Consider the following 16,876-nt stretch of genomic DNA (forward strand, 5'->3'; position numbering starts at 1 on the left):
TCTACGCATAGAAAACCTCTATTTTACATTATACATTTTGACTTCTGATAATTCAACTGATACGGTTAAAATCCCCCTATCCAATTCAGTGAAAATCTTAATCTATAAGCGATTTAAGCGAATATCGCATTGAATATGTTATCTTATTGAATCTCCCTGTTTATTATATCTTCAAGATGGTATTTAAGCAAAAACATCTTCTTTATAAAAAGAAGGTGTTTGTCAATATTCTACTCTTAGGTCGTATAAATCGTCGATGCGGTCGCAATGGTGTGCCACTGGTTGGCTGTTGTGGCTGCAAAGTCTTTGTCTCCATAAAAATCGTTGAATGGTAGGATTTCGACTTCTAATTCTTCGATACGGTCAAGCTGACCTGCTAAATAAGCCTCGATGCGACTTTCTGCTCGCTTGATCCTTTGCAAGAGTCCGCCCATACGGATATCTACTGTATCCAAACCAAAGACCTTGTTTTCTTTCAGCCATTGGTGGCTAAAGAGTTTGTGAAAGTGTTCGATTTGGCTTCTAAGTTTTGGTAATTCTTGTCTTGCGATTTCTTGCAGACTTTCTTTATCGTTTACTTGGTAGGCCTGACGGATGCGTCGTCCCACATCCACTTTACTGCTTAAAATCTGGTTCAACTGGGCCTGAGTTTCAAAGAGATAGGCGTAGAGGCCTGCTTTATCTTTGATAGAAGCAAGAGTTTCAGCCGCTTGAGCAAAGTGAGGTTTGTCCTGTTCAGGTGTCATGTGTCGGTCAAGAATAGGGCAGAGAACATCCTGATAAAAGACGTAGCGGTTGGGATTGATACCACTGAGATTGCCTGGTAGATCTGGCAAGAGATTGGCTAGGTCAATCTGCATAAAGTCTTCAACCGAAAGACCTGTATTGGTCTTGAAGTGAGCAGACAGACGGTCTAGGTCATTACGGTAGCTGAGTTCTGCCCAGATTTGCAAGCTTGGTAGGATAGAGAACTGGGCTGTTTCGCCACCATTGTCCCCCCAACCAGTCACAATGACTTCTTTGATCTGATTGGCACGACAGGCTTTATTGGCCTCAACAGCAATGAGACGGCTGAAATGGTTGTGAGGCGTAAAACCAATCCACTTCCAAGCACCACCTGCAAAGGCGATATCTTGGCTAATCTTATGGTGATTGCGGAAGTTACGGTTGTATTTTTCTTCGCTGTCTTGGTAATAATCCCAGTAAACCAAGGTTACACGGTCTTTGAGACGGTCTAGGTACAAGCGAGTTTCCTCTGGAATTTCCACATCACGGTCGTACTGGCCATCTGCTGACATGAGTTTGAAGAACATATCGCTCCACATTTGGCAGTGGAAACCATACTTGTCTGCAATATCCAGCACGCGCTCCAAGTGTTGACACATGAGGAGACTACGGTCCACAACACCGTTCAAAACGAGGTAGCGCCCCAAACCAACCAAATGAGCTTCATCCATCCCGATATTGACCTTACGAGTCTGCAGTTTAGACAGAGTCGCAAACATGCCATTAATCAGGTCATAAACCTTTTCTTCGCCAATAAGGAGAATGTCCTCCACATCACGGAGTTCTTGCACTTCCTTAACGCCCCATTTGACAAAGGCTGACAAGTGAGCCAAGGTCTGGATGCAGGGCACAAAGGTCATATCAAACTGCTGGGCATAGGATTCGATTTCCTGCAACTCTTCAGCTGAGTAGGCGCCACGGAAGTAACCAAAGTATGCCTGCCCCTCAATCTGATAGGTGTCTTCCATGTAAAGCTCAAAGGTTGAATAACCCATGAGAGCCAAGACCTCAATCATCTGTTTGGCAGAAGCGACATTTAACACTGCATTTCGGGAACAGTCTGCCATGTAGGCCAACTCTTCGTAAGCTGCCTGCTCCTCAATCTCGACCTTATCCCCTTCTTCCAGAGCTGTTGCCAATAAGGACAAGGCGCGGTAGAGTTGATGGGGTTTGCGATAAGTCAGGTGATAGTGTCCACCCTCACCCTTGAGAGAGATAGAGGCTTGGTCAGACTGAGTGACTGCAACTTCCACATCTGGTAAAGAGATATGTTTTGTCAGCAAGTCGATTGCCTGAGTTTGTTTGGGACTAAGTCCTGTAAATCTTACCATTGGTTTTCCTCCTGTAACCAGTTGACAAGGGCACCGTAAAGATTGGCATCTGCATGATAGGTGCAGGCTTGGATGACAGGTGCGACCGTGTATTCTTCATAGGTATCGACAAAGTTATCAACAGCCTTCCTGACGCCTTGGATAAAATCAGGGTTTTGGCTGATAGAGCCACCCAGACTAATAACATCTGGATCAATCAGATACTGAATATTGAGCAAACCTTGCGCCAGATTACGGTTCATGCGCAAAATAGCTTCTTGACAAAGAGCATTGCCAGCTGCGGCCTCTTGGTAAATCTTGCGTCCGTCCCAGTCAGTCTGACCAGACTTCTTAATTACGTAGCGCACCATATTTCCAGTTGACGCTAGGTGCGACCAGTTGTTGAGCTTTTCCGCAGGCTCGATAGTTGTCATGTAGCCAAACTCTCCTCCCAAGCCGTGGCGACCTCGGTGAAGTTTGCCATTGATAATCATGGCTCCACCGATTCCTGTCCCAATCACGACACAGGCTGCATTTTCAATCTCTGAGTGAGCCAGCAGTTCACTAAGTCCAACACAGTTGGCATCATTTTCTAGATGGACAGGTAGTTGGTGATGAGCAAGGGTCTGGTACCATGAAAAACCATGAATATATGGAATAGCACTAATCCCCTCAATCACTCCTGTTTCTTGATTGACCGCGCCTGGTACACTCATGGCAATGCCGTTATAGTCTTGCTCTGACAGACGTTGGTCTAGCCAAGCCAGTAAATCCTCCAAGTTTTCTGGCGTCGGAGTACTTGTCTTATCTAGTATTTTCCCATCAGGAGTCAGACTGGCAAACTTAATCCCAGTCCCTCCGATATCAATGGTTGCAATCGTCATATTTTCACCAAAAAAGGGGCGAATCAGTAGTTAGTCCTTACTCTTTCGCCCCTCCTTTCTATCTCATAGTATTAGTTATAGAACACTTTAAAACTGTTAAATTTCTTCTTTTTTAATCAATTCTGTACGAATTTCTTGTGGAGCCAATAGTCCTGAATGAACTGGATATGGTCGTTCAAGTAAGTCCAAAATGGTTTGTTGGTGTTCTGAAATGCGCACATTTTCTTGACTCATATTGTAGTAACGGAGTACATATCCTTCTTCATTTTCCGCCACTTTAAAGGCTGTTGGGCAAACTTGTGGTAAGCTGAGTGCCGCATGACTCAAGAGGCTACCAGTCGCAGCAACACTTCCTTCTTGTTTAGCAACTTGAAGACTAGTGAATGGTGTTTGGAAGGCTTTGGCACGACGGAAGGCTGAGAAGCGTTCCCCTGCTTGGTGGCATTCAAGCGCAAACTCGACTTCAAACTCACGCAAGCACTGAGCCTCTGGTGTCGGAAAGTAACCCCAGTCACCTAGCTCACCTGAGGCACGAAGGATGGTCACTGCAATGGTATCGTCGCCAAGGATTTCATACTCGTGCAGTCCTTTATTAGCCACCGTCACCCCTTTTTCATCATCATACAGACTGACAAAGGCTTGTTGGTGTTGTGGATTTTCAGGATTTTCCCAAGAAGCCGCTGGTTTATTTGGTCGTGTCACCACCTCATAGATGCTTTCAGAGTCATTGCTTGGACGAGTGTTATGAGTCTTAACCAAGAGACGGATACGGTGGTCCTTGGCTGTGTTAGTAAAGCGAGTCTTGAAGCGTATTTGTGGATTGTCAACAAAGACGGTCATCTCTGTTTCCAGAGGAAGGGTTGTCAACTCTTCTGAACGTCCAGCCTCACGCTTCATAAACTCGATGATACCTCTCTGCTCCGCATCCAGTTTTTCGTCTGCACTTACTGGAATTGTCAATTCATGCTTGAGCAAGATCTTGGCAAAACGAGCTGTATTTTCCAAGACTTCACAGCCTTTGAGTTCTGCGTAGATAGGCTCTGTTCCTTTTGGTTGGAAGTAGATGTACTCATTTCCAATGTCACCACGGTCTTCAAAGCGAATAACATCTTCATAAGCTTCATGAGTTGTCTTGTCATAAACTGTGATGTTGTCATCCACACTGACTGTCACAAATGGCGTATCAATCACTCCATTTTGGTAAATACCATCACGGTGTTCTTGTTCTCCTTCAAGCAATTGGAAGGTTGTCCAAGAGAGAGGTGCTAGATGAACAGGGACTGTTACGCGCACTTGTCGAGCGATACGAGCCTGACGGAACTTGTCTTTTGGCAAATCATACTCAAAATTAGCTCCCAGATCTTCGATTTTCGCTTCTATAGCATGTCCTTCCAAGTCTTCGACACGGTAGTTTGGCAAGGTCAAGGCTGCCATTTTCTTATAACCTTCTGTTGGGTGCAATTCCTTGAAATCACAAATCGCCACATCAATCACTGTGCTGACCGTATCAACCTTGTCATGCAAGCCTGTATTGATAACCGTAAAGAGATGGTCGCTTTGGGCTTCGTGGGTTGCAATTTTACCCTTCCACTCGTTGAGAAGATTGGTCTTAACGAAGTTTCCTACTTGGTTGACCTTGGCAAAACGTGTCTCCATCTCGCGGTGAACTTCGTCCACGCTACAGCCACAGATACTATCATGGGGCGCATTTTGTAGAAGGACTTTCCAAGCATAGGTCAACTGGTCCTTGTGGTTATGCCCGCCAGTGATGACAGTCAATGGTTCCACTACTTGCTCCAGCAAGTTACTGTTCTCTTGGAAGGCTTGTTTGAGGTAAATGCGGGAAGAAGAAGTGTTGGCAAGTGTGTACCAACCGTCTGTTTCTTGACTGGTCAACTCACCTGTAACCGTTGATAGTTGCTCCGGTAGGGCACTTTCTACTGCGTGGATATAGTCATCAAATGAACTATGCACAAAGGTCACATCTGGGAAGAGTTCATTTGCCACACGAATGGCTTCGCTCAGATTTCGCTGTACAGGCTGGTGATCACAGCCGTTCATCATCAACCATTGGTTGGTCGAAGCGTAGTCACGCACATCTGCCAATTTTTGTTTCCAGAAAGTCAAGGCTTGGTCCTTATCCACTGGAATTTCATTCCCGTTACTGTACCAGTTGGCAAAGAGGATTCCGAGGACACGACTTCCGTCCGCACCCTGCCAGTACATTTCTGAAAACTGGGAAGTGAACTGCTCATCTTCGAGGACTTGGTTGTCAAAGCCAATCGGCTTCACACCACGTCCAAAGGCTGCCACGTGAATGCCTGATTTTTGAAGGATTTGAGGAGCTTGTCCCATATTTCCAAAAGTATCTGGGAAGTAACCAATCTGGGTTGATTTGCCCCATTTTGCACATTCTGCTTGGCCAATCAAGGTATTGCGGACGTTGGCTTCACTTGAGATCAAGTAGTCATCCTGCAGGATGTAAAAGGGACCAATTTTGAGTTTGCCTTGGTCGATGTAATCTTGGACTTTGTCGCGATTTTCAGGACGAATTTCCAAGTAGTCATCGAGGACAATGGTTTGACCATCCAAATGGAAGCTCTTGAACTCAGGATCATTTTCAAAGAGGTCAAAGAGATTGTCAAACAACTCCACCAACTGCATGCGGTGGCTTTCAAAAGGTAAGTACCACTCACGGTCCCAGTGACTGTGAGAGATAATATGTACAACAACATTTTCCATGAAGTAAAACCTCATTCTAACTTAAATTTAAAAATATATTTGTGATTCTTTACCAGAATCTATCGAGCTAAAACTCATTATCGAATATCCAAGTAATCCAAGACTAACTCACAGAACATCATGTTGGCCCAGGAGAACCATTCGCGAGAGTAGAGCGTTGGATCATCTACGTGGAAGCTTTCATGCATGACACCTGTCCCACCATCGCAGGCAACGAGCTGATCGAGCAAAAATTTCTTCTCCGCCTTATCTCTTGTTGTCAAACCTTGGATAGAAAGGGCGATTGGCCAGATATAGCGATAGAAGGTATGAGAACTTCCGAGACCGCTAGCGTATGCTCCTTGGTAGAAGTATGGATTTTCAGGACTCAGAATGGTGCGACGAGTAGCTTGGTAAACTTCATCGTCAATATCGCAGTAACCAAGATAGGGAGCAGCCAGTAGACTCGGTACGTTTGGATCATCCATGATGCTAGCATTTCCTAGGCCATCCACTTCAAAGGCGTAAATCTTTTCACCCTTGCTGTTGGTGGTGTAGGCATAGTTTTCAATACCTTCTTGGATCTCTGCTTGCAGGCGTTTAGCGTCTGCGATGATGTTTTGGCTATCTGTTAGGTCTAGTTCTGCAAAGATTTCTTGCACATAACCCAAGACAACTACGGCAAACATATTGGACGGAATCAAATAGCTATACTGACAGCAGTCATCACTCGGACGAAAGGCTGACCAGGTCATACCTGTCACTGCAAAGTCAGGTCCAAAACCATCATTTACCAGTGTGTCTTCCTTTCGGTCTGTATCCCGAACAAAGCGATATGGAGAGTTGTTGTGGTCCTGCTCCACCGTCCAGAGATGAAGGATTTCCTTGGTTGCTGTAACAAAAGTTTCATCAAACTGACTGGTTTCACCAGTCTCTTTCCAAAGAAGATAAGCCAACTGTAATGGATAGCAAAGCGAGTCCACCTCATACTTGCGTTCCCAAATCCAGCCGTTAAGGTCTGTGTGATCAGTCTCATGGTGACCCTTCCAGTTCTCCTCAATATTAAAGGAGTTGGCATAGGGATCCTTGAGCACCAAGGTCATCTGACGCTTGACCAAACCTGCAATGGTCTGACGTAAGAGAGGATCTTTTTTAGCCACATGCAAGTAGGGTCTGAGTTGGGCTGTTGAATCCCGAAGCCACATGGCAGGAATATCCCCTGTGAGTACAAAAGTTGAACCATCTTCTAGAATCTCGACCGTGTTGTCCAAGGTGTCGGTGTAGCAACGCTCAAAAACATCCACCCACTCCGGATGGTCCTTGGCCCGCTCCGCTACTTCATCTAGCCATTTTCTAACAATTTCTTTCAAATAAATCATCGTGCAGTTTCCTCTTTCAAACAAGTTTCATGTTCAGTATAAAAAAAAACGCCTCCAAAAGATATACACAAACTAAAGGCGTTTTGAAACAAACTTATGCAAAAAATTAAGTAGAGATTCCTATTGTTTCGTTTATTCTAAAAATCATAGTCATCATCTAGCATTGCTTCTGCATTTCCCATTAGATACCCCGCACCCACTTGAGAAAAGAAATCGTGATTAGCAGTTTCAATCGAAATACCATTCATGACAATTGGATTCACATCAGACGCTGTGATATTCGAAAAATAACTTTGAAAACCCATATTTTGTAGCGCTTTATTGGCATTGTATTTAACAAATACCTTTATTTCTTCTGCCAAACCAATAGGCGCATAGACCTCATCCGTATATGCAAACTCATTTTCTAAAAGATCATCTAAAAAACGATACATCCAAGTTATGAACTCATGTTGTTCTGCCTCTGAGAGCTCATCAAAAGTTAAGCGAAACTTATATCCCAGATAAGTCCCATGTACAGATTCGTCCCTAATTACTAATTTAATTAACTCTGCTAGATTAGCTAGTTTATTTTGTCCACGATACCAAAGCGGTATGAAAAAGTTGCTATAGTATAGGATTCCTTCTAAAAAGACACTCGCAACCATCACCTGTAGAGGGGTTCCATGCTGATACATCTCATTTATCTTTTGGGCTTTATACTGCATTTTAGGATCCTGATTCATCCAATCATATATTTTCTCAATTTCCTTAAAAGTATTTAACGAAATCAATATGGTACCGTATGTCTTAGCATGGATAGATTCCATAAATGTAAAATCACTCAGAACCGCTCTCTCCTTGCGAGTTCGAACGTGCTGTTTAATAGAATACAACCCCTCTTCAGATTGAAGCGTATCAAGCAAAGCCAAGCCCCCTACCGCTTTCTTGACAACCTCTTTTTCCGGATCTGATAGTTGCTTCCAATCAAGCAAGTCATTTGATACTGGAACACGAGTATCAATCCAAAACTGTGCCGTGGCTTTATCCCAAACATAGTCGTCTAACTCATCCTCAACTTCTTTCCAATTTAATGTCCGATGTAACATATAAATCCTCCTCAAAAATCATAGTCATCATCACGTGATTCTTCTATCCTATGGATAGACAGCTGCCCGAGAAGCTCGTGCTTTCTCAATCTGTTCAATACTCGATCAAGCGCAGAGAGAATCTCCCTATCAACCGGGTACCTCTCTTTGACCCCGATAATCTCTAACAAACGATTGGCTTCTCTTTGTACAAGGTTCCGCGCCAATTTTTGAATGTCAGCATCTACATAAAGTTCACAAATAATCTTCCCCTCTGTTTCTAAGATTCTATCAATCATTTCAACAGCCCAGGTTTGAAATGAGATTTGGTCAGCTCTATCCATTCTTGCCAAAAGAAGATTGACTTTATGTATCAGATAGTCACAATGCAATGACTCATTCAAGAGAATCATTTTCACCATTTCGCCAAGATTAGTAAAGCCCTTTTGAATCCACAATTTCATCAAAAAAGCAAGTTGACTATAAGTCATAATTCCTTCCACACAAGTAGCCATAAAGCGCTTCTGAATCGCATTTTTACTATGATATACCGTATCGACTCTTTCTAGTCGCTCCACTACCAATTTATGTTGATCTACCCACTCAAATAAGGAGGCCACCTCCCGCTCGTCCTCATTAAAGGAGTATAAAATAGTATTATAGGCCTTGGTATTTACCATTTCAGTGAACTGTAGATTGTTTACAATAGCAACCTCCTGTTGCGAGCGTTCACTATGCCGTATAAACTCCTCCGCCTCTAACGACTGATAAGTTGATAAATTTGCAAGAAAGATCAGCGAGCGATTTAATTCCTGCTTTTCCTCTGCCGACAAACGATTAAAAGCAGGTTTGTCATTTTCAATTGGAATTCGATTGTCTAGCCAAAATAACGATGTCGCTCTCTCCCACGTAGCGTTATCTAATTCATCCTCAATCTCATTCCAGTTGATTGCTTTGTAATATAGAAATTTTTTTGACATCTTCTCTCCTTAAATCATACAAGATTCACAGCTATTTACACTGTTAAATTCGTCATCCTCTGTATAGGTTCTGACATAATAAAGTGATTTTATCCCTTTTCGCCATGCGTAATTCCGAAGGCGATTCAAGTCACGTGTCGTTAGCATTGTATTTCCCTTAGTTTTCCATTCATACAGTCCTTCAGGTAATTGAGAACGCATAAAGAGAGTCAGACTCATTCCCTGATCAATATGTTTTTGTGCGACTGCATATACATCAATAATTTTACGCTGATCCATGTTATAAGCAGTCTCATAAAATGGTAAGGTATCATTGGACAGATACGGAGCGGGATAAAAGATCGATCCCACCTTCTTTTCCTGCCGATTTTCTACCAACTGAGTAATCGGATGAAGAGAAGCGCTCGTTTCATTGATATAAGAAATAGAACCATTAGGCGCTACTGCTAAACGATTTCGATGGTAGAGACCATCTTTCATGACCTTCTCCCTTAGCACCTTCCAATCTTCTTTCGTTGGAATAGGCATATTCTTAAAAATGGCTGCTATCTTAGGAAATCTAAATACAAAATCCTGCTCTACATATGGTGAAAAGTAACTTCCATCGGCATAGCGTGAATCCGCAAATTCATAGAATGTCTCATGTCGCTCTCTTGCGATTCTATTGCTAGATACTAAAGAATAATAATTCAATGCTAAGAAATAAGCTTCTGTAAATTCTAAAGACTCTTTTGAACCATACTTGATTTGGTGCAAGGCGAGGGCTGTGTGTAATCCCATCGCTCCGAGTCCTATCGTATGGTAGAGACGATTTCCCTTATTTACTGTAGGCACCTCTTCGACAGACTCTAGATCCGTAACAGTCGTTAAGGCACGAACCATTGCATCAACAGAGGCAGCAAAATCTTCAGATTTTAGTAAATTAACAATATTAGTTGATCCAAGGTTACAACTAATATCCGTTCCTACCTCATGATAGGACAAATCATCATTCAATACAGATGGAGTCTGTGGTTGCAAAATCTCCGAGCAAAGGTTACTCATAATGATTTTCCCTTTGACGGGATTCGCACGATTAGCGACATCAATATTTAAAATATAAGGATAGCCAGACTCTTGTTGCAAACGGGAAATTTCCTGTTCCAATTCTCTCGCTTGAACAACCGTCTTTTCGATAGCTGGATTTACAACCAATCGGTCGTATTCAGCCGTGATATCTACATACGAAAAAGGTTTCCCATAGACTTTTTCAACATGATAAGGATTAAACAGATACATGGGTTGATTTGTTTTAATCAGCTCGTAATACTTATCCGGAACGACCAACCCCAGGGAGAGGGTTTTAACACGAATTTTTTCATCTGCATTTTCCTTCTTTGTCGATAAAAAGGCGAGAATATCCAGATGAAAAACGTTTAAGTAAACGACCCCTGCCCCATTTCTCTGTCCTAGTTGATTGCTATAGCTAAAAGAGTCTTCTAGTAGTTTCATTACAGGAAGCACTCCCGAAGAAGCATGTTCAATTCCTTTTATAGGAGAACCACTGGCACGTAGGTTCGATAAATTCACTCCAACCCCACCACCAAGTCTAGAAAGTTGCAAAGCAGAATTGACCCCACGTCCGATAGATAACATAGAATCATCAAGATCTATCAGAAAACAAGAAACCATCTCACCACGCCGTTTTTTCCCTGCATTTAAGAATGTGGGGGTCGCAGGTTGGTACCGTTGGGTGATCATTTCCTCCGCAATTTTTGTTGCTAAGTTCTGATCGCCATTTCCTAGATAGAGGGCATTAAGGAACACCCGGTCCTCGAACGATTCCAAATAGGTCTTGGAATCATCAGTCTTTAGTGCATATTGATTATAAAATTTATAAGCTCCCATAAAACTCTTAAAGGCAAAACCATGTTCCTTGATCTTTTGATATAAATCCTCTAAAAAATTACTATCAATCTCACCAGACTCCCCACGATACAAGCCCACAACCTCTTCATCCACATAATTCTCTCGAATTAAATACTGGAGACGTTCTTTCAAACTTGAAAAATGCATCGTATGAGGTTCAATTTCATTCTTTAAATAGTCCGTTAAGGCTTCTCTATCATAGTAAAGAGGAATTTCACCATCAATTGGAATGTTCACCATATTGTTCAAAACAAAATAATTCTTAGTAGCTGACATCTATTTTTTCCTCCACTTTCTCAAAACTAGCTAAAATATGTTTGGAGATCCTCTCTACATCTTCATCTGTCCCACGTAATTCAAAAACATCTATAACAGGAAAGCCAAACTGCTCTGCATATTGAAAAGCCGTTAGACAGAATTGCTTATTGAAATTTCGATTACCGCTTCCTATAATTCCTAAGCAATAACGAAAATTTCCTTGATACTCCAAAAATTTTCGAAGGTTTCCCGTTAGAATTTCTTGGAATCCAGTATCAATTCCATTTCCCCCCTCTAGATAAGTTGGTAAAAAACTGACAAAGGGACCATCTACCGTAATCGCTTTTCCCTTTAAATCTTTTATATTCAAAGACTCAACTTCTCTATGATGCGTCGTCTTTATATATTGACTGACCCGTTGTACAAAAGAACTTGTATTCCCACTTAAACTAATATAATAAAATCTAATTTTTTGCATGACTCCTCCTTTTTTGGTACAATATATTGTGTTTGTCGAATACATCTACGCTATATATTGTGTTTTTTATTTTACTGTATCTAAATGATAAAAAAATTGATATTCGTCAAGTTTCTATAAATTTCTTCAAAATTAGGAGTTTCTATGTCCCAACCATGCTTTTATACCGTTCCCCTTTTTAGCTCCCTCTCCCGTGATGAACTTCAGGGTATCCAAAGTCTGTTTCACCATAAGAAATTTAAAAAGGGCGAGTTAATTTTCTCACCCTTTGATGAGGAAACCTTAATCATTGTTAATAGAGGACAATTTAAGGTCTATCGTCTGACTAATGATGGAACCGAGCAATGCATCCGTATCGTTGGCAAAGGAAATTACGAAGGAGAAAACTATCTCTTTGAAGAGAATAATCAGGATCTCTACGGAGAAGCCTTGGTCTCTACAGAAGTCTGTGTCATTTATAAAAAGGATTTTCAATACCTTCTCCAGAGCTTTCCACATTTTAGTTGGCAACTTCTACGTCTCAATGCCAGAAAAGCAATTCAGACGGAAGAACAAGTCACCTTATTGGCCCTTGAAAAAATAGAACAACGCCTAGCTTGCTATCTTATTCATCTTACCGAAAAAAGTGACAATCCTAAACTCACCTTCACTTTGCCAATTTCAGAAAAGGAACTTGCCAGTTACCTTGGAACGAGACCCGAAACCATTTCGCGAAAATTTAAGATTTTTGAAGAACATCACTATATTCGAAAAGTTCGTCGTACCATTCATATCATAGATGATCAAGCTTTAAGGAATTTATATTGATCTGAAGCTTTTTTGTTCATTTCATGTTATACTATATAAAATATAAAACGTTTACAAAGAGATAATCATGAAACCACTACTTGAAACCATCGATACCCGCTTTGGTACTGCTAGCAAGCATGCCTTTTCTCGGGGAAATACCCTGCCCTACACAGGCGTCCCTTTCGGAATGAATTATTTTGTGCTTCAGACCAGTGACCAGGAGGGTTCTTGGTTTTTCGATCCGCATCTGCCCATATTTCAGGGAATTCGATTAACCCATCAGCCCAGTCCTTGGATTGGCGACTACTCTTGGCTGCTTCTGACACCTGTTACAGGCCAGCTAGGTGGAGACAGCCTCTTCCATCGTCAGTCTTCCTATGACCTAGACAAGGCCTCCTTCCAGCCTCATTATATGAAGATTTTCTCCCTGCGCTATCAGATTGAAAGCCAACTGACACCGACTTGCTATGGCGCTTCTATTCGTTTGGAGCAAAAGCAAGGCAAAGCCCTCTCCCTCTATCTTCATGCAGCAGATGAACTGACCGTAGAGCAAGTAGATAAGAGGAATCTTGCCCTAAGACAAGACGGAAAAACAGAGACCAATAAAAGTCCTCTGATACTCTTTACTGCTCTACAAATGAATACGGATATTCTTGCTGTCAGCCAAGAAAGTGGAGACTGGCGAATTGACTTAGCAAACAGTCATGCTGAGATTCAACTAGCAACTTCTTTCATCTCCCCTTCTCAAGCTCTAATCAATCTACCTCAAGAAGATTTTGATAGCTGTAAAGAAAATGCACAAGCGAACTGGGAAAATCTCCTCCATCATTTTGACGTTATCGAGACAGGAGAGGTTGACCGAACCTTCTTTGATCACTGTCTTTACAGACTCTTCCTATTTCCTCAGACTTTTTATGAGATTGATGAATCAGGGCAAACCATCCACATGGATCTGGCTACTGGTACTGTCAAACCCGGCGTCCTCTTTAGCAACAATGGTTTCTGGGATACCTTCCGCACCACCTTCCCCCTCTTTGCCCTTATCATACCGGAGCACTATCACCGCTTTCTAGAAGGTTTCCTCAATAGCTACCGCGATACTGGTTTTCTGCCTAAATGGCTAGCCCCAGATGAACGTGACATGATGCCAGGGACTCTATTGGACGGTATGATCGCAGATAGTGCCTGCAAGGACATGGCTCCTGACTTGGAAGAAGAACTCCTCCAAGCCATGTTGGAGACAGCCACTAAGTCCGACCCTCTCGGCATCAATGGTCGTCACGGTTTGGCACAATACCAAGAATTAGGTTATCTCTCTACCGACCACCACGAAAGTGTCAGCCACACGCTTGATTATGCCTATAGCGATTTTTGTATCGCCAGTTGCGCCGAAAAGCTTGGTCAGAATGACATCGCGGAAACTTATAGAACTGCATCACAAAATTACCGCCATCTATTTGACGCTGAGACAGGTTACATGCGAGCGCGTGATAGTCAAGGAAACTTCCGCCCTGACTTCTCCCCTTATAGTTGGGGACGCGATTATGCCGAATGCTCTGCCATTCAAGCGACTTTAGGCATTCTACACGACATCCCTGGCTTAATCCAACTGATGGGTGGAAAAGAAACCTTTAGCCACTACCTTTTGAAAGCCTGTCAGGATGCTCCTCTCTTTGAAACGACTGGCTATGGTTATGAGATTCACGAGATGAGCGAGATGGCTACTGCTCCCTTTGGACAAGTCGCCATTTCCAACCAACCTAGTTTCCACATCCCTTATCTCTTCCGCTACAGTGACTACCCTGACTACACTGCTCTTCTCATCAAGTCGATACGTCAGAAAGCCTTTCACCCAAGTTGGCAAGCCTATCCTGGCGATGAGGACAACGGTAGTCTCTCTGCTTGGTACATCTGGTCGGCTCTTGGATTCTACCCGACCTGTCCAGGCAAACCCAGCTACGACCTCGGAATCCCTCTCTTTGACCATCTGCGTGTCTACCTAGCTAAGGAAAATAAATGGCTAGATATCCATGCTGAGCAAAACTACAGCCATTTTAACTTTGTCAAAGAGTGTCGATTAGACAAGACCTCTGTATCTAGCATCCAACACCAAGACCTCTTGAAAGCTGAGCAACTGATCTTCACCCTCAGCTGGCTACCAAATCACTATTAACCAAAAGAACCTTTGCATCGCGCAAAGGTTCTTTTTTTATGAAACTTGGACCTGAAGCTGGTCAACAAGCTGACCACCCACCGTTAGGTTCAGATAGAAATCCAAGGTTTTATCTCCTGTATAATACAAGGTTGGAAGCGTCAATCTTTTTTCAGTCTCGCCAACTTGAAACTCAATAGCTTGAATCTCATCCTGATAAGCGACACCATGCACACCCGTCCCTGGTTGAATCGAAATCTTAGCTTCCAAAGGACCACTACATTCTCTGCGCTTGACTGTAAAATAGGCATTTTCTCCCTTGGTCACAGCTAGACTTTTTTCTGAAAACTCTAGCTGCTGAACAGCTTCTTTTTTTGACAAGCTAGGTGTTTTATAAAGTGAAATCATAGTTAATACTGGCAAATCCTGTGCCTCTGTGATGATTACACGCACCTTCTGAGCCTCTACCATGGATCCTCGCAAAAGGCGTTTATAGCCCACTGTAAATCCTGATCCAAACTCCTGCCAGACACCATCCAACTCTACCTGAACATGGAAAGCAACGATGCGTTGTCCTAGCTTCAAATCTTCCCTCAGCTCGATCACATCAAAAGTTTTAGGTGACTCTAAATCGAGCTCTAAATGGACTGGCAACTCTGCATCACTTGCCCATGAACTGGTCTTCCGTCCATCTGTCAGGTTAGAACAGGCAAAGTCTGGTGATAGAGCCGGACCAGATACCTTGGCTCCCAAAGCCAAATCTTCTTTGTAGAGCTCATCACAGTAAGCTCTAAATTCATACAGTCTCTGGATATCCTTTTCGTCAAAGAGGCCATCTTTATTAGGCGGAATATTGAGCAAGAGAGGGGTTCCCCGCCCCACTGAGTGAAAGTAGATTTCGACCAATTCCTCAAGAGACTTGGGATCCTGATCCTCATGGTAAAACCAACCCGGCCGGAGGGAAACATCTGCCTCGCCGATTGAAAACAGCGTCCCCAAGGGGTCTCCGTGCTGTAGATAATCTAATGCAGCTTCTGTCCCCAACTGGTCTGGTTTGACTTTTTGCCACAAGGGATCCCCTGCATAGCCTCGTTCATTCCCAATCCAGCGGATACTAGTCCCTTCAGTTGAGAAAATCAAACAATCATCCTGCAAATCACGAATGGTTTCAAACCAGGTCTTAAACTCATAGTTGACTTTCTGGGCCCCTTCGCCTCGAGCACCATCCATCCACACCTCAGAGAACTTCCCGGCATTGCCATAGGCAGAATTTGACAAGATTTCCTTCAACTGAGCCAGATAGTAGCCATTGTATTCCGCTTCTCGGTCCACGTGATAGAGGGGACTGTGAGCATCCCAAGGAGACAAATACACTCCCATGTCCATGTCAAACTCAGTCGCAGCTTTGGAAACCTCAAGGAGCAAGTCCCCCTTTCCATCCCTCCAAGGGCTAGCCTTGACCGAATAATCTGTATGTGCTGTCGGGTAGAGGACAAAACCATCGTGGTGCTTAACCACCAAAATCAGTTTTTTAAAACCTGTTTCTTTGAGTACCCGAACCCATTCACGCGCATCCAACTTGGTCGGGTTAAAACGCTTGGGATCCTCTTGCCCACTTCCCCATTCCTGGTCATAAAAGGTATTGGGGCCAAAATGGATAAAGGCAGCTAGTTCATCCTCTAAATAATCCAGCTGGGCCTGACTTGGTAATGGTCCATGTGGTTTTATGTTCGTCATCATCTCATATCTCTTTCTCTTGTTCACAAAGTTATCCACAACTTGTGGATAAGAAAACATACCTAAAAACTAGTCTTTTCAGACTCCAGCTTTTAGACCTGGAAGCTTTCACCCTAAACAAAACTTTGTCAAATAGCTTTATACTAGGGTTTCTACTAGCTTTCTAGAAAGTCACTAATATACGGAACTATTATCAGGATACTTCAACACCATGAGTTGTATGTCATTTCCTCCTAGACTTATCCACAGACTGTGAATAAACTATTATTCCAGACTGCTCTCTCCTTGACTATAACAAAAAGCGATAGTAGCGTCAATATGACTAAGATTTCTTCCTAAATCCCCTGAAAAGATTCTATAATTTGTACAATCGTAGCTTTTGCATTCGTCAGCTAGTAAGAATCAGCCAGTAGAAAATGACTGCTTT

11 protein-coding genes are annotated in these 16,876 nt (G+C 42.8%); 2 read left to right on the plus strand and 9 right to left on the minus strand.

What is annotated here, in order from left to right; genetic code table 11:
* Nucleotides 1-236: 236 nt before the first annotated feature.
* The 8 genes from M9H69_RS09580 to nrdI form a co-directional block, all read right to left on the minus strand.
* On the minus strand, nt 237-2,117 hold the full coding sequence (locus tag M9H69_RS09580; RefSeq protein WP_250315491.1) for a beta-N-acetylhexosaminidase: 1,881 nt from the start codon (nt 2,115-2,117) through the stop codon (nt 237-239).
* Entirely contained in the window at nt 2,111-2,980 is an 870-nt protein-coding gene (locus M9H69_RS09585) for an ROK family protein (RefSeq protein ID WP_250315492.1), read from the minus strand. The genes M9H69_RS09580 and M9H69_RS09585 overlap by 7 nt, the downstream gene beginning before the upstream one ends.
* 96 nt (nt 2,981-3,076) lie before the next feature.
* The gene (locus tag M9H69_RS09590) at nt 3,077-5,722 is read right to left on the minus strand and encodes an alpha-mannosidase (protein ID WP_250315493.1); all 2,646 of its coding nucleotides are present in this window, start codon (nt 5,720-5,722) and stop codon (nt 3,077-3,079) included.
* Between the two features lie 77 nt (nt 5,723-5,799).
* Nucleotides 5,800-7,080, minus strand: coding sequence for a glycoside hydrolase family 125 protein (locus M9H69_RS09595; protein WP_250315494.1), 1,281 nt, complete (start codon nt 7,078-7,080; stop codon nt 5,800-5,802).
* A gap of 137 nt (nt 7,081-7,217) precedes the next feature.
* On the minus strand, nt 7,218-8,168 hold the full coding sequence (gene nrdF / locus M9H69_RS09600) for a class 1b ribonucleoside-diphosphate reductase subunit beta (RefSeq protein WP_084911169.1): 951 nt from the start codon (nt 8,166-8,168) through the stop codon (nt 7,218-7,220).
* Nucleotides 8,169-8,179: 11 nt separating this feature from the next.
* Nucleotides 8,180-9,127 carry a ribonucleotide-diphosphate reductase subunit beta gene (locus M9H69_RS09605; protein ID WP_250315495.1) on the minus strand — a complete coding sequence of 316 codons (948 nt, stop codon included), beginning with the start codon at nt 9,125-9,127 and terminating at the stop codon, nt 8,180-8,182.
* 9 nt (nt 9,128-9,136) lie between these two features.
* On the minus strand, nt 9,137-11,311 hold the full coding sequence (gene nrdE, locus M9H69_RS09610) for a class 1b ribonucleoside-diphosphate reductase subunit alpha (protein ID WP_250315496.1): 2,175 nt from the start codon (nt 11,309-11,311) through the stop codon (nt 9,137-9,139).
* Nucleotides 11,298-11,771, minus strand: coding sequence for a class Ib ribonucleoside-diphosphate reductase assembly flavoprotein NrdI (nrdI, locus tag M9H69_RS09615; protein WP_001169622.1), 474 nt, complete (start codon nt 11,769-11,771; stop codon nt 11,298-11,300). Before nrdI ends, nrdE begins: the two co-directional genes overlap by 14 nt.
* A 144-nt stretch (nt 11,772-11,915) precedes the next feature.
* Here nrdI and M9H69_RS09620 point away from each other — a divergent pair, with 144 nt between their 5' ends.
* Nucleotides 11,916-12,578, plus strand: a complete 663-nt coding sequence (locus M9H69_RS09620) for a Crp/Fnr family transcriptional regulator (protein ID WP_084911165.1) — start codon at nt 11,916-11,918, stop codon at nt 12,576-12,578.
* A 67-nt stretch (nt 12,579-12,645) separates the two neighbouring features.
* Nucleotides 12,646-14,733, plus strand: coding sequence for a GH92 family glycosyl hydrolase (locus M9H69_RS09625; protein ID WP_250315497.1), 2,088 nt, complete (start codon nt 12,646-12,648; stop codon nt 14,731-14,733).
* A gap of 36 nt (nt 14,734-14,769) precedes the next feature.
* Here the strand turns inward: M9H69_RS09625 and M9H69_RS09630 are convergent, their stop codons facing one another.
* Nucleotides 14,770-16,449, minus strand: coding sequence for an alpha-L-fucosidase (locus M9H69_RS09630; protein ID WP_250316180.1), 1,680 nt, complete (start codon nt 16,447-16,449; stop codon nt 14,770-14,772).
* Between the last annotated feature and the right edge of the window lie 427 nt (nt 16,450-16,876).

It is taken from the genome of Streptococcus oralis, assembly GCF_023611505.1.
In the GTDB taxonomy this organism is placed as follows: Bacteria; Bacillota; Bacilli; order Lactobacillales; family Streptococcaceae; genus Streptococcus; species Streptococcus oralis_CT.